Origin of the sequence: Hanamia caeni (assembly GCF_003721595.1) — a bacterium.
GTDB lineage: Bacteria > Bacteroidota > Bacteroidia > Chitinophagales > Chitinophagaceae > Ginsengibacter > Ginsengibacter caeni.
In genome coordinates this window covers 106,415-120,492 of the sequence record NZ_RJJR01000015.1, presented here as the reverse complement: position 1 = coordinate 120,492, position 14,078 = coordinate 106,415, and the positions used below count along the sequence as shown (strand labels likewise).

The window sequence follows — 14,078 nt, the reverse complement described above, 5'->3', positions numbered from 1 at the left end:
AAAATTAAAAATGATACCTTCATTTCGATATAAATTTTTTCAACATTAGTTTAAATTCTGCACCAGAAACAAATTCGGCTCCCATGCTTTCAAGATGTTTGGTATAAACCTGGCAATCTATCAACTCAATTCCATTTCTATTCAGCGCTTCCACCCATTTTATAAGCGCGAATTTGCTTGCGTTACTTTTTTCAGCAAACATGCTTTCTCCAAAAAAAACCCTTCCGAGCAAAACGCCATACAGGCCTCCGACCAATCGGTTATTTTGCCAGGCTTCCGCACTATGAGCATATCCGTTTTTAAAAAACTGTATATATGAATTTTCAATATCATCGCTAATCCAGCTTTCATTTTCTCCATTCCTTTTTATTATCCTGCATTTATTGATTACTTCATCAAATGCTTTGTCTACCGTAAATTGAAATGTATTCTTTTTTAAAATACTTTTCATACTGTGGCTGATTTTTATTTTATGGGGAAAAAGAACAAAGCGCGGATCGGGCGAATACCAGTAAATAGTTTCGCCAATCGTATACCAGGGAAAAATCCCTTTGGAATATGCGTTTAGTAAAGTGCCCGTTAAAAGATTACCTCCTACCGCTACAAGCCCATCTTTATTTCCCTGAGATTCCGGAAAATCATAAATGGCATCTTGATCCAAACCAGGAAAGTTTATGTAAAAAAATAGCGTGATTATTTTTCAGAAAGCTCCTCAATGGTTGCATTAATTCCGCGTTCGACGATTGTGTCGCGCATTGATTTAAGCACATTATAAGCGCCTTCTTTTACGGCATATTTGCCTTTTGTGTGGATTATCATGGCAGACTGTTCAGCCTGTTCAGGTGTGTGGCCGCAAACTTCTATCAGGGTTTCAATTACCCATTGAAAAGTGTTCACCTCATCGTTCCAAACCACCAACTGGTAACGGTTTCCATCTGCGACAAGAAGGTCTGCCTCTTCCGATTCTGCTTTGTAAGGTTCTGTCGTGTTCATAATTAATTCTTCTGCAAAATTACAATTTTATGAATTTAATTTTGCAGCAGGCTGATTTTTTAGCAAACTTAAAATTATGAGATGCCGGGGAACTACAATATTTGATTTTGGAGTAAAGACACAAATAAACAGATTTTTTATTTTCTTAGTAGCAATAGCTGAATGCCGGAATATAAGTGGCCATTAGGTTAATTCTTCCGCAATATAAATCCTGTAGGGAAATTATGCGTTCTTAAATTCTATTTTGAAAAAGTGCGGAAGAGGAGATTCGAACTCCCAAGCCCTTTCGGGCACTACCACCTCAAAGTAGCGCGTCTACCAGTTTCGCCACCTCCGCAATATATTGGCTGCAAATTTAATAAACAGGCAATTAAAAAACTCAGGTATTTAAAACAATTCTAAAAGTAGTGCCCTTGTTTATTTCAGACGATTTTATAAATAGCTGGCCGTTGTGATATTGTTCTATTATTCTCTTGGCAAGTGAGAGGCCAAGCCCCCACCCTCTTTTCCGCGTGGTGAATCCCGGTTTAAACACTTTATTCAAATTCTGTTTGCTGATGCCTCTGCCGGTGTCGCTGATATCAACAACCACCTTTGCCGGAAGATTTTTAATGCTCACCTTAATTGTGCCTTTACCATTTATCGCATCCAAAGCATTTTTTAGAAGATTTTCAATCACCCAATCGAAAAGCGGTTCTGATATTTTCGTACAAACTTTTTCTTCCGGGCGTTCCAGAATAAAATTCACTTTTTCTGTTGATCTCCTTTTGATGTACGCCATCATTTTTTCAACCTGCTCTGCAATGTCAGATTCTTCAAGATGCGGAGCGCTTCCAATCTTGCCAAACCTGTCGCTAATCAGTTTTAGCCGGTTTACATCTTTTTCCATTTCTTTGGAAATAATTGAATCAGGCTCTTGTTCCTTTAGCATCTCTATCCATCCCTGCAGCGAAGAAATGGGTGTGCCCAATTGATGCGCCGTCTCTTTTGCCATTCCTGCCCACACCTGGTTTTGCGTAGATTTATTTCTAACGGAAATCGCATAAAAAGTGATAAAAATAAAAAGTGCTACTATTAATAGTTGAATTATCGGATAGTATCTTACCTGCTTCAGCAATTTTGAATCTCCGTAATAATACCTGTCAGCAACATAAGGTGTCTTGCTCAATTGGAGTATAATCGGGGGATTGGAAGACTTAAATTCTTTCAATTTCTTTTTAAGATAATCAGGATCCGCATGAATTAAGGACGTATCAATATTCCTTGAATCGATAATACTATCATGTTCGTTTGTCCAGATAATGGGTATGTCGGTATTTTTTTGCTGTATTTCACTGGCGAGTGTGAGGTCAATATTTTGCGGGGCATTCGCTATAAATTTATTGGCTTCTACCCACTGATTAATTTTTTCCCTTTCTTCTACCTCAATTTTTTTTGATAAAAAATTAGAATAAAAAATTGTTCCGATAACGATAGCAACAGCAATGAGAGCGAGTCCTGACCTTAAGTTAAAAAGTTGCCTCAACATTTTGGCAGTTTATTTTCAAATCTAAAATCTATTTCGCACAATTAAGGTTATGAAGATTAAAATCTTTTATGTTTGTGATAACTAAATCAGCAGATTTTTGCGTACATCCCCATCAGTATCAGTTGTAATTCTTAACTGGAATGGAAAAGATTTTCTGGAAAAATTTCTTCCATCAGTGATGCAGTCCGATTATGACAATCTTGCTGTAGTAGTGGCTGATAATGCCTCAACTGATGAATCCGTTTCTTTTTTAGAGACTAATTTTCCAGCTGTCAGAATTATTAAAAATAAAAAAAATGAGGGCTTCGCGAAAGGATATAATGATGCATTGAATCAGGTATCTTCTGATTATTATATTTTATTAAACAGCGATGTAGAAGTTACAAAAAGCTGGATTATGCCCGTCATTTCGCTGATGGAAAGTGATGAAAAGATTGCAGCCTGCCAGCCTAAAATTCTTTCTTATCATAAAAAAAATAAATTTGAATATGCAGGTGCCTGCGGCGGTTGGATAGACAGTTACGGTTATCCGTTTAGCCGTGGCCGTGTATTTGATTTTTGTGAAACAGATGTAGGACAATACGATACAGTTGAAGAAATTTTTTGGGCTTCCGGCGCTGCATTATTTATCAGGTCACTAGTCTTTCATCAATTGGGCGGTTTCGACGAATATTTTTTTGCACACCAGGAAGAAATTGATTTGTGTTGGCGAATAAAACGGGTCGGTTATAAAATTTTTGCAGTTCCTTCATCGGTGGTGTACCATGTAGGTGGAGGCACTTTGCCCGCCGGAAGTGAGAGAAAAGTTTATTTAAATTTCAGGAATAATCTTGCTATGCTCGCAAAAAATTTAGACGTTTTAGAAAAAATTTTCAAAATTCCTGCACGGTTGGTACTTGATAATTTGGCTGCCATGCAGGCATTAATGAAAGGAGATGTCAAAACCTTTAAGGCGATAGAAAAGGCTCATATTGATTTTATAAAATGGAATTTTGTTTTAAAGAAAAAAAATCATCTGCCAAAAAGAAAACTCACAGAACTTACCGGAGTGTATAATGGCAACATTGTGAAAAAGTTTTTTATCGAAAAAAAGAAGAGATTTTCGGAAATTGTTGCATTCAAAAAATGATTTTTGAGTTCAATCTGTTATTTTTGCCAAGCAAATTAAAAATTATGGAACACGAAGAAGTTATTGATAACAAAGGTAAAGACTTAGGATATAGTTGGGTTTCTACTTCCCGTTTTTTGTTTTATTGCCAGGTAGCCATATTGGTTGCTATTATAGTGGGCGGCTGTTATACGTTCTATGTTCACCGGTATACAGGTAAGCCGCAAGTAGAAGTTCCCGGAAATACCCAATACAATCCACAGTACAAATAAATTTTGGTTCAAAGGTTTCAAACCCTATTTTTGCACTCCATTTTTAGTTCTTATTCAAACAACGCGGAAATAGCTCATTTGGTAGAGCGCGACCTTGCCAAGGTCGAGGTGGCCGGTTCGAGCCCGGTTTTCCGCTCACAACAAAATAAACAAAGCAGTATTATCTGCTTTTTTTATTTAGATTATTCTAAGAAAAATAATGAAAGTGTTTACCCGGGTGGTGGAACTGGTAGACACGCAGGACTTAAAATCCTGTGATCAGCAATGGTCGTGTGGGTTCAACTCCCATCCCGGGTACTAGGCCGCTTTTTGAAGCGGTTTTTTTATAGCCAAAGCAAAAATCCTCTCAGTCAATCCCCTGCCTGTTTGCTGAACATCAACGAAATAAAAATTGCTTATTTATTGCTTTACCGGAACAGAAGATTAAAACTCCCTAGTTTTCAATCCGATTTTTCAATTATTCAATTTAAAATATCGTTTAGCTATTGCAAAGCTTTTTTTAAAAGATTATTTTTGTCGGATATCCGTAAAGCGCCGGTTGTATTTTAGAATTGGTGTCTTTTTTGCCATGTTAAACCTTTCACTTATTAAAATTTAGTTTGAAAAATAATAGTCTCTCAAATGCGTAAAATTGGTGTATTCTTTTTCTTTCTTTTTTCTTCCGTTGCATCAGTTTGCCAGACTGTTGATTTTACTTACCAGACAAGCGACGGCTTATTCTGTAATCCCGCGATAGTCGAATTTTCGGCCACATCCTCAGAACCTCCTAAAGCCTTTATCTGGAATTTTGGAAACGGAACCATTACAAACGGCCAAAATCCTGAGGTTGTTTTTAGTAACGCCGGAACCTATAACGTAAAATTAATCGCGGTGTATAAGAATAATGCGGTAGCTATTACAAAACAAATAACCGTTAACCCGGTTGTAACAGTAAACCTGAAAGTAGACAGAAATTTTATATGCACGCCAGGTGCCATAAAGTTTTCGGCGGCCGCCACAGGCATTTCGGATACTTATTATTGGGATTTTGGTGATGGCTCCGGGCCAATCACCGCATTTTCTGATACTATATCACACTTTTTTTCTTCAAAACAGGATTATGATGTTAAACTAAAAGTCGTTGATTCTTCCGGCTGTTTTGATACTACAACCATACAAGTTTCTTTGAAAGATCCTTTGGTTTCAGGGACCGTCACTCCAACGTCTGGCTGTATGCCAGCGCCGGTAACTTTTACTACTAAAGCGGATATACCACCCAGGAGCTCGGTTGCCAATATCGTATGGAATTTTGGGGACGGCGATTCTTTTTCTACCAATGCTACCTCCACTTCTACGCATACTTATTCAGATACCAAAAGCCATTCACCATCTGTGACTATTACGACTAATGAAGGATGTACTGCCACATTTGATTATCCAACCGTGGCATTTGGCACACCGCCCACTAATCCGGAAGCCTATCCTTTTAAGACTGTGATTTGCGGGTCGGAAACAGCTCAATTTGTTTCAAAAGCCACCAAAGCCAATGCCTATATCTGGAATTTTGGAGATGGAACCGGAACCACTGTTTCAGATACGCTGGTTGAACATAAATTTAAAACGCTTGGAATAAAAAATGTAACGGCAACCCCTGCTTTTAATGGTTGCAGAGGTACACCGGTTACTTTCCAGATTGAAGTGGTGGGAGTAATTGCTGCTTACAATTATTCCAATATTTGCACCGAAAAAAATACATTTTCTTTTACCAACAGAAGCCAGGGAAATTTATCACATATCACCTGGAATTTTGGGGATGGCTCACCTGAAGGCTCTACACTCAATGCTACTCATACATTCCCAACATCCGATGTTTCAACTACCACATTAATTGTAAAAGATGATTCGACAGGTTGTAGCGATACAACTGCCCGCGCCATTTATACCGCAGAACCTATTCTTACTAATGCAGATTCTTCACTATGCAGAAACTCACAAACTTCTTTTACTATTTTAAATACCTATGACAATCCTCTGGTGACTTACACCTGGCATGTAGTCGGCGCAATTACGGGTGCTCTTAAAGATACAGGCTATACGCGGTTAACAGATAAATTGGGAAATTTTGACAATTTCGTAATCATCAATAATGGTTCAGGATATTGCAAAGACACTGTTTATCTTGATCACAAAATCTTAGTAAGAGGCCCGGACTTAAGTTTTACTTCTTCACCTGCTATTTGTTTTGATAGTTTGTTCACTGTAAAAAATACTTCGAAACCGTTTATCCCAGCGGATTCTATTGTTTCATGGCACTGGAATTTTGGCGCCGGAACTGTCAGCTATGATGTGTATCAACCCGAGCCTTTCTCTTACAATAAATATGGGAAATACGATGTAAAATTGATTGCGACAGATATTAACGGTTGCATAGACAGCCTGACAAAGCCTCTTACGATAAATCCCTTGCCTTTTGTGCAAACCATTCCTTCACTGGACACGTTATGCGCCGGTACTGCAGATACATTGATTGCATTTCATAATAATAAACTTACGTGGACTTCCGCTTCCGATTTGTCCTGCGAAACCTGCGATACCGTGCTTGCAACCCCATCCGTTAATACAAAATTTTATGCCATTGCCACCAACACTTACGGATGTACTTACCGCGATAGCGTGATGGTGATGGTGTATAATCCTTTTACGGCAAGGTCGCCTGAACCTAACCCCTACATTTGCCAAACGGACACCATTGTTCTGAAAGTTGAGCCGCCAATGAAACAAATTGTTTGGTCACCTTCAGAAGGTTTGTCAAATCCTTCGGGATATGACCCTTTTGTTGTGCCTTTAACCAATACAACTTACACGGCTACTTTAACGGATTCTGTTGGATGTTTCACGGGAAGTGTCAGTATAAATGTGCATGTAAAAAGTTTGCCCACGGTAGAGGCCGGAGCGGACACAAGCTATCCATTCAACGCGCCCTTTTCTATCCATCCTACGTATAGCAGCAATATTGTGTCTTATACCTGGACACCATCTTCGTCGTTGTCATGCACTACGTGTGCCTTCCCGAATGGCATAACCTCCAAAAGCGAAACCTATCATATCAAAGTGGCTTCAGACAGCAATTGCATAGCGGAAGACAGCATCACGATTTTTGTCCAGTGTAAAGAATCTTATATCCTGATGCCTACGGCGTTTACGCCAAATAATGATGGATTAAATGACTACTATTACCCAATAACAAGAGGCATTAAAACCATCCGGAAATTCACCATCTTTAACCGTTTTGGCCAGGCCGTATTTGAAGCGCGCAATTTTTCACCCAATGAAAAATCTTTTGGCTGGAATGGCCAGTTGAAAAGCAAAGATCAACGTTCTTCAGTTTTTGTATATGTAATTGAAGCCTTGTGCGACCAGGGCGAGACGGTATATAAAAAAGGTAGCTTTGTGTTGATAAGATAAGAACTTTATTGATGTATTTTTTGAGATTTTTTGTGAGGTGCAGTAAAACTGCAAATAAGGCTTATTTCTATTCCGGTTGCTTTAAAATTCCGGCAATGGATTATAAGCAAACATTTTTCATTTTGATTTATAAATATCTGAGCCATTGTTTTTCCTTATGTAAGGTTTTATAGTTTCCATACCATTTACACAAAGGATATAAAACAATCACAACGCATAGCCAGATAAGATAAATTCCCAAAAGATTAACACCGCTCCCCTCTTTAGGCCTGCCAAAATTAAATCCAAAAATCATCTGTGAACCGTGAAAACCCTGGAGGTAAACCATCACAAGCATAATAAGATGTATGAGGTAAAAATGAACCAGGAAATAAAACATGGGCACTTTACCATATACAATCACAAAGTCAGTGACTTTATTCTTCAATCCTTCTGCAACAGAAATTATTAGAAACATTGCGCCAAGGGTGAGCAGGCAAAATTGCAGAGATGGCGGATATTTTGTAACATTTAAAAAAGATAAAATTGTGAAAAGAGGATTCTTCTGAACCGACCACGGCGCGGGGTCTCCGTAAATATTTAAAAACCGGATAACTATAAAAAAAATCAGAACAATCCATCCCAGGTTAAAAAATATTCTTTTTCTTTTAGCAGGGTTCAACAAAAATAATTTTCCTGCGGCAAAACCGGCAAGCATGATTCCGAGCCATGGCAAAGGCGGATATGCAATAACAAACGTGGTGGTGGACGAAATCGGAAATGCACCGGGAACCAGCAAAGGAGATAAAATGGATTTTATAACAGAGCCATTTGCGAAGGGAATAAAAGAAAAAAGATTATGGCAAAATATAATAATTATTCCAATGGCAGCGATTGATTTGGTGGGCGCCTTTAGCAGAATGCTTAATATAATAAAACCGAAACCAATAGCAGCAATGACTTCAAAAATGAAAACACTGAAATGAATATCGAAAAACATTCCGAAGTTGACTAACGTGAATTCAAGGATGACCAACCATATTCCTCTTGATAATAAAAAGCGCCTGCTGGCTGCCACATCATTTTTATTTTTAAAGGAAAGATAAGCCGAAGTGCCGGCCAGGAATACAAATGCCGGCGCGCAAAAATGAGTAATCCACCTGGTAAAAAATAATAGTGGCGTTGTAGTTGCAAGATCGGTGGGGCTTTGAGTGAGTGAAGTTACATGCATTAAATCGCGGGTATGATCTAATGCCATGATGATCATCACAATGCCTCTGGCGAAATCAATGCTCCTGATTCTTGACATAAATTTAGTTTGATACTATAAATTTTGTTGGTTGACTTCTTTTTTGTTTTCTAAAAATTGAATAAAAGCAATACATATTCATTCTCTTTTGGATCCTCTTAAGATAAGACGAAAAAAAATCTAATAATCCGAATAGTAAAAGCACAAATAACCACAATTTTAATTTTTGGTTACTCTGCTGAAGAAAATCTTATCTTCTTATAAGGATACTTTTCAGCATACTGAAACACCATCCCGCGGATGTATTCATTTTCAGCATAAGGAGTCAGGTAAGTTTTTAAGTCTTCAACACAACTCACCTGAATGTCAAAAGGTAAATATCCCATTCCGAAAAATTTTCCATTTTCAATTAAAATGCAACTCTTCTCCTGTTGCTTTAATCCGTTATCAAGCAAAGCAAATGTAGGTAAGGAAGACTGAATGTGGTAGATACAATCAAGCACTCTGGTATTATAATCTTCACTGCTTTCGCGTTGTTCACATGCGCCTTTGCATGCATTATTGGCGAGCGACTGACATTCAATATTTCCTGATTGCAGAAAACACAATTTGGGGCAAAGACCATATTCTACAACCATTTTGCGAAGCGATGAATATCCTTCCGAAAGAGACGCAAACTTATAAAGCGGCTTCAGATTTTTTCTTACTTTTTCTATAAACAATCTCATGTAGCCATTTGAATCTTCAAATGAATAAATGCCATAAGCCGGCTCAAATCTTTTCTGGCTTCGGTTTTGGTCGGGCCATAGTTTTTTAATTTCGGTGCTTTCCAAAACAAAAGCCATCAGCTCTGTTGCAGTAACCTGGAAACTGACGTGGTAAATTTTCTTTAGGAATTCCTGTTTCTGCCTGTTAGGTTTGTTGTTTGAAAAATGGCTGTTGACTCTTTTGCTTAAATTTTTTGCTTTGCCTACATAAATTACTTTACCCTTTTTATCGTGGAAATAATAAACGCCCGGCTGGGCGGGAAGCTTTTTAATATCAGAAGCCACCACATTAGGTGGAAGAAATTGTTCTTTGCTTCCACCCTTTAACATCGCTTGCACATCGCCGTTAGTATCCATTTTCAAAAGATAATGCAACAACGTGGCAGTAGCTCTTGCATCTCCCTTTGCTCTGTGTCTTTCTTCAATTTCAATACCGAGATGCTTACAAATTTTTCCGAGGCCATATCCTTTTAAACCGGGAACTATTTTTCGCCCCAGGCGAACCGTACATAATTTTTTGCAGCACAGCTGATAGCCACATGCAAGCAGATGATGGTTAACAAAAGAATAATCAAAATTGACATTGTGAGCTACAAAAATCTTGTCGTGAAGCAAATCATATAATTCTGCAGCAACGCTTTTAAAATCCTTTTCATTTTCTACCATGGAATTGGTAATCCCTGTAAGCGATTCAATAAAGCGTGGAATAGTATAATATGGGTTTATCAAGGAATGGAATTCATTTAAAATCTTTTCACCATCACTGATAAATACAGCGATTTCAATAATTCCATTGGCAGCCGCATAGCCCCCGGTGGTTTCAATATCTACAATTGCGAATAACAAAAGGCGGTTAAATTAAATTATTACTAATGTACTTAGCAAGTTACTAAACCATGTTTGTATTAACTTTGCGGGCCTTAAATTTTTTACAAAAAAATGGAGTTAAGCAAAAATTATATTCCGGGACCGGTAGAGGAAAAATGGAATGCGCATTGGAAATTGAAAGAATATTTCAATAGCCTACCTGATGAAAGCAAGCCGCCCTTTACAGTTGTGATACCGCCGCCAAATGTGACAGGCGTATTGCACATGGGCCATACCTTAAATGAAACTGTCCAGGATATTTTGGTAAGAAAAGCACGAATGAGTGGCTTTAATGCATGTTGGGTGCCTGGAAGCGACCATGCTTCTATAGCTACCGAAGCGAAAGTGGTGGAGATGCTGAAAAGAGAAAAAGGAATTGATAAAAAAAATTTATCAAGAGAAGAATTTTTGAAATACGCTTTTGAATGGAAAGAAAAATATGGTAATATAATTTATAACCAGATAGAAAAATTGGGCTGTAGTGTAGACTGGAACAGGGTTTCATTTACTATGGATGATCATTATTATAAAGCAGTTATCAAAGTTTTTGTTGATCTGTATAATAAGGGCCTGATATATCGTGGCGCCAGGATGATTAATTGGGATCCCGTAGCCAAAACTGCCCTGAGCGATGAAGAGGTAGAATATAAAGATGTAACGGGGAAATTATTTTATATAAAATATGCAGTAAGCGGAACGCAAAATGCAAAAGGCGCAAGGCAAAAGGCGGAGGACAACGAAGAAAACTATATTGTGATAGCCACCCAAAGACCGGAAACCATTATGGGCGATGTGGCTGTATGCGCTAATCCCGGCGATGATCGTTATGAATATCTGAAGGGGAAAAAAGTAATTGTTCCATTGATCGACAAAGAGGTTCCTGTAATCTTTGATGAATACGTCGATAAAGATTTCGGAACAGGCATTTTAAAAATAACGCCCGCTCACGACATTAATGATTTCAATATCGGTTTAAAGTTCAATCTTCCGGTAGTTGATACATTGAATGAAGATGGCACGTTGAGTGAAGCTGCACAAATTTATATTGGCGAAGACAGGTTTGAAGCGCGCAAAAAAATAGTAGATGAATTAAAAGAAAAAGGCTTGCTCGTTAAAGAGGAAGAATATACTACCAGGTTAGGTTACAGCCAACGCACCAACGCCGTTGCAGAGCCGAAAATCTCCACGCAATGGTTTGTAAAAATGAAGGGCCTTGCTGAGCCGGCATTGGAGGCGGTTACCAACGGCGATATTAAAATTCATCCTGCCGAAAAATATAACGCCACTTACAAATATTGGCTTGAAAATGTAAAAGACTGGTGCATCAGCAGGCAGCTTTGGTGGGGCCAGCAAATCCCGGCGTGGTACGATGAAGAAGGAAGATTCGTAGTTGCCGAAACCGAAGAAAAGGCAAAAAAAATATTCAGCGATCAATATTCAGTAACCAATGCTCAACTAAAACAGGATGAGGATGTGCTTGATACATGGTTTTCATCGTGGTTGTGGCCGATAGAAGTTTTTAGGGGGATTACAGAGCCGGGAAATAAAGACATTAATTATTATTATCCCACTTCCGTATTGGTAACGGGCCAGGATATTATTTTCTTTTGGGTAGCGAGAATGATTATGGCAGGAATGGAATATATGAAAGAGAAACCTTTCAGTGATGTGTATTTTACAGGTATGGTGCGCGATAAGCTCGGAAGAAAAATGAGCAAGAGCCTGGGAAACAGTCCTGATCTTTTAACGCTGATTCACGAATATGGCGCAGATGCGGTTAGGTTTGGAATAATGATATCCTCCCCTGCCGGCAATGATTTATTGTTTGATGAAAGCAGCCTTGAACAAGGCAAGCATTTTAATAATAAATTGTGGAACGCCACGAAATTGCTGAAAATGTGGGAGGAAGGGACAACGGACAACCCTCCACCGACGACCGATCTAGCTTCCGGTGGTCAGTCATCTGTGGACGGAGGTCAATTTGCAATTACCTGGTTTGAAAACCGGTTAAATGAAGTGCGGATTGAAATTGAAAATCTGATGCAACAATTCCGGTTGAGCGAGGCGTTAAAAACTATCTATTCGCTTATATGGGACGATTTCTGTAGCTGGTATTTAGAATGGATTAAACCCGAATATGGAAAGTCGATCTCAAAAAATGTGTATGAAAAATCAATTACATTTTTCGACAATCTTCTTCAACTGCTTCACCCGTTCATGCCTTTTATCACTGAAGAAATTTATCATTTACTGAAAAAGAGGAATGATGACCTTGCTGTAAAACAATTTCAACCTGTTGAAAAATTTGACAGTAAAATTTTACAGGAAGGTCTCAAATTAAAAAATGTAATCACTTCTATCAGGGATGCAAAAAATAAAAATAACCTGAAGCCCAAAGAACCGGTTTCATTATTTATAGACACCGCTGAAGAATCTTCTTATCATCTTATAAAAGAAATTTTAGCGAAGCAAACCAATGCAGATAAAATTGTTTTTAATGAAGCACCTGCTTCGTCCGCAATTATGACCGTGGCTGGCAACGAAAAAATTTACATAGAATCAGATACAGCCATAGATTCATCGGTTCAAACAGAAAAGCTGACTAAAGATTTAAATTATCTTAAAGGTTTCCTAATTACAATTAACAAAAAACTAACTAATGATAAATTTGTAAATAATGCCCGGCCCGAGGTGATTGAATTAGAAAGGAAAAAGAAATCAGATACCGAATCAAAAATAAATGTGATAGAACAAACGCTTGCTTCCCTGAACCATTGAAAACCTCATAATTTGAAATTTTATTTAAGAACATTTTTTTGCTTTTGCCTGGTAGCTTGCAGTTATAATCTTTTCGCCCAGAATAAAGAAATTATTAGCAAGGAACCAAAGTTTAAACCACCGGTGGTGAAAACTTATTTAGGTGTGAACCAAAACGGCGCGGAGGTTACTTTAGATGAAGGAATCCAATTGGTGGGCCTTCCCCTGAAAATTACTGATGAAAAAAACAACCAGTACCCTGTGATTTCGTACCAGTTTTTATACAGGCAAAAATCATATATCTTAAATGACGAAAGTGGGAAAAAGGAAAAAGTTTTCACTATTTCTGCAAATCGTTTCAAAGAAACGCCTTTACCAAAACTTTGGGTAGATAATATCAGGCAACGTTTGCAACCCGAAGAACAGCTTTATTTTTTTGACATTGTTGTAAAGGATAAAGAAGGAAGAGAATTCTTTGCGCCGGAAATAAAAATCACCACAAAGTAAATGATTGAAATTAAGCCGGCAAATGCTGAAGACCTGGTTATAATTCATCAATTGGCCCATGAAACCTGGCCTTCAGCCTATTTGAAAATTCTTGGGCAGGAGCAGTTGGATTATATGTTAGATAAAATTTATTCCCTTCCTTCTCTTCAGAACCAGGCAACGGTTTTACATCATCAATTTATAATTTTATTTGAAAATGGTTTACCTGCAGGCTTTGCGTCCTATTCACCACATACGGACGGTTCTGTTTACCATCTGAACAAAATTTATGTGCTTCCCTCCTGCCAGGGCAAAAATCTTGGAAAAGAATTATTGAACCATGTTATTATACAGGTCAAAAAAACCGGCGCTGCTTCTCTGCAGCTTAATGTGAATCGGTACAATAAAGCCCTTCATTTTTACGAAAAACAAGGATTTAAGATTATCCGGGAAGAAGATATTGATATCGGATCCGGTTATTTTATGAACGATTATGTAATGGAACTAAAATTTTAAAAATTGCTTCTTGCTTCAAGGCGAAAATATAAATCTGTTTTTTTATGCCTTCACTGTAACATTTTAATTTCCCCATCCGTCTAACCCACAACTTTTACCAATCAAAAGGAAA

General features: G+C 38.0%; 11 protein-coding genes and 3 tRNA genes. 8 read left to right on the top strand and 6 right to left on the bottom strand.

The features are described 5' to 3' along the window. Positions 1 to 19 precede the first annotated feature (19 nt). From aat to EFY79_RS17250, 4 genes are all read right to left on the bottom strand, one after another. Complete coding sequence (gene aat / locus EFY79_RS17265) at positions 20 to 661, bottom strand: leucyl/phenylalanyl-tRNA--protein transferase (protein WP_199727565.1); 642 nt, start codon at positions 659 to 661, stop codon at positions 20 to 22. Positions 662 to 693: 32 nt separating this feature from the next. Continuing rightward, positions 694 to 993 carry an ATP-dependent Clp protease adaptor ClpS gene (locus EFY79_RS17260; RefSeq protein WP_123121990.1) on the bottom strand — a complete coding sequence of 100 codons (300 nt, stop codon included), beginning with the start codon at positions 991 to 993 and terminating at the stop codon, positions 694 to 696. 253 nt (positions 994 to 1,246) lie between these two features. Continuing rightward, a tRNA-Leu gene (locus EFY79_RS17255) sits at positions 1,247 to 1,330 on the bottom strand. 42 nt (positions 1,331 to 1,372) lie between these two features. After that, positions 1,373 to 2,521, bottom strand: a complete 1,149-nt coding sequence (locus EFY79_RS17250) for a sensor histidine kinase (protein WP_123121989.1) — start codon at positions 2,519 to 2,521, stop codon at positions 1,373 to 1,375. A gap of 97 nt (positions 2,522 to 2,618) precedes the next feature. On the opposite strand from EFY79_RS17250, the gene EFY79_RS17245 reads away from it, so the two are divergent. From EFY79_RS17245 to EFY79_RS17225, 5 genes are all read left to right on the top strand, one after another. Then, entirely contained in the window at positions 2,619 to 3,650 is a 1,032-nt protein-coding gene (locus tag EFY79_RS17245; RefSeq protein ID WP_123121988.1) for a glycosyltransferase family 2 protein, read from the top strand. 44 nt (positions 3,651 to 3,694) lie between these two features. After that, entirely contained in the window at positions 3,695 to 3,901 is a 207-nt protein-coding gene (locus EFY79_RS17240; RefSeq protein ID WP_123122017.1) for a hypothetical protein, read from the top strand. A gap of 63 nt (positions 3,902 to 3,964) precedes the next feature. Then, positions 3,965 to 4,037 (top strand) — tRNA-Gly (locus EFY79_RS17235). A gap of 75 nt (positions 4,038 to 4,112) precedes the next feature. Then, a tRNA-Leu gene (locus EFY79_RS17230) sits at positions 4,113 to 4,198 on the top strand. Between the two features lie 324 nt (positions 4,199 to 4,522). Next, on the top strand, positions 4,523 to 7,345 hold the full coding sequence (locus EFY79_RS17225; RefSeq protein WP_123121987.1) for a PKD domain-containing protein: 2,823 nt from the start codon (positions 4,523 to 4,525) through the stop codon (positions 7,343 to 7,345). A gap of 127 nt (positions 7,346 to 7,472) precedes the next feature. Here the strand turns inward: EFY79_RS17225 and EFY79_RS17220 are convergent, their stop codons facing one another. Beyond that, on the bottom strand, positions 7,473 to 8,633 hold the full coding sequence (locus EFY79_RS17220) for a DUF1624 domain-containing protein (RefSeq protein ID WP_123121986.1): 1,161 nt from the start codon (positions 8,631 to 8,633) through the stop codon (positions 7,473 to 7,475). Between the two features lie 170 nt (positions 8,634 to 8,803). Beyond that, complete coding sequence (locus EFY79_RS17215) at positions 8,804 to 10,186, bottom strand: exonuclease domain-containing protein (RefSeq protein ID WP_123121985.1); 1,383 nt, start codon at positions 10,184 to 10,186, stop codon at positions 8,804 to 8,806. A gap of 93 nt (positions 10,187 to 10,279) precedes the next feature. Here EFY79_RS17215 and EFY79_RS17210 point away from each other — a divergent pair, with 93 nt between their 5' ends. The 3 genes from EFY79_RS17210 to EFY79_RS17200 all read left to right on the top strand — a co-directional run bounded on the left by EFY79_RS17210 (position 10,280) and on the right by EFY79_RS17200 (position 13,966). After that, on the top strand, positions 10,280 to 12,985 hold the full coding sequence (locus EFY79_RS17210) for a valine--tRNA ligase (RefSeq protein WP_123121984.1): 2,706 nt from the start codon (positions 10,280 to 10,282) through the stop codon (positions 12,983 to 12,985). 126 nt (positions 12,986 to 13,111) lie between these two features. Beyond that, the gene (locus tag EFY79_RS17205) at positions 13,112 to 13,471 is read left to right on the top strand and encodes a hypothetical protein (protein ID WP_148041960.1); all 360 of its coding nucleotides are present in this window, start codon (positions 13,112 to 13,114) and stop codon (positions 13,469 to 13,471) included. Further along, positions 13,472 to 13,966 carry a GNAT family N-acetyltransferase gene (locus EFY79_RS17200; RefSeq protein WP_123121982.1) on the top strand — a complete coding sequence of 165 codons (495 nt, stop codon included), beginning with the start codon at positions 13,472 to 13,474 and terminating at the stop codon, positions 13,964 to 13,966. The last annotated feature ends 112 nt before the right edge of the window (positions 13,967 to 14,078 follow it).

Coding starts and splice junctions, on each gene's coding strand:
- EFY79_RS17240 (WP_123122017.1), top strand. CDS start 3,695: ATGGAACACGAAGAAGTTATTGATAACAAAGGTAAAGACTTAGGATAT.
- EFY79_RS17210 (WP_123121984.1), top strand. CDS start 10,280: ATGGAGTTAAGCAAAAATTATATTCCGGGACCGGTAGAGGAAAAATGG.
- EFY79_RS17220 (WP_123121986.1), bottom strand. CDS start 8,633: ATGTCAAGAATCAGGAGCATTGATTTCGCCAGAGGCATTGTGATGATC.
- EFY79_RS17225 (WP_123121987.1), top strand. CDS start 4,523: ATGCGTAAAATTGGTGTATTCTTTTTCTTTCTTTTTTCTTCCGTTGCA.
- EFY79_RS17260 (WP_123121990.1), bottom strand. CDS start 993: ATGAACACGACAGAACCTTACAAAGCAGAATCGGAAGAGGCAGACCTT.
- EFY79_RS17250 (WP_123121989.1), bottom strand. CDS start 2,521: ATGTTGAGGCAACTTTTTAACTTAAGGTCAGGACTCGCTCTCATTGCT.
- EFY79_RS17200 (WP_123121982.1), top strand. CDS start 13,472: ATGATTGAAATTAAGCCGGCAAATGCTGAAGACCTGGTTATAATTCAT.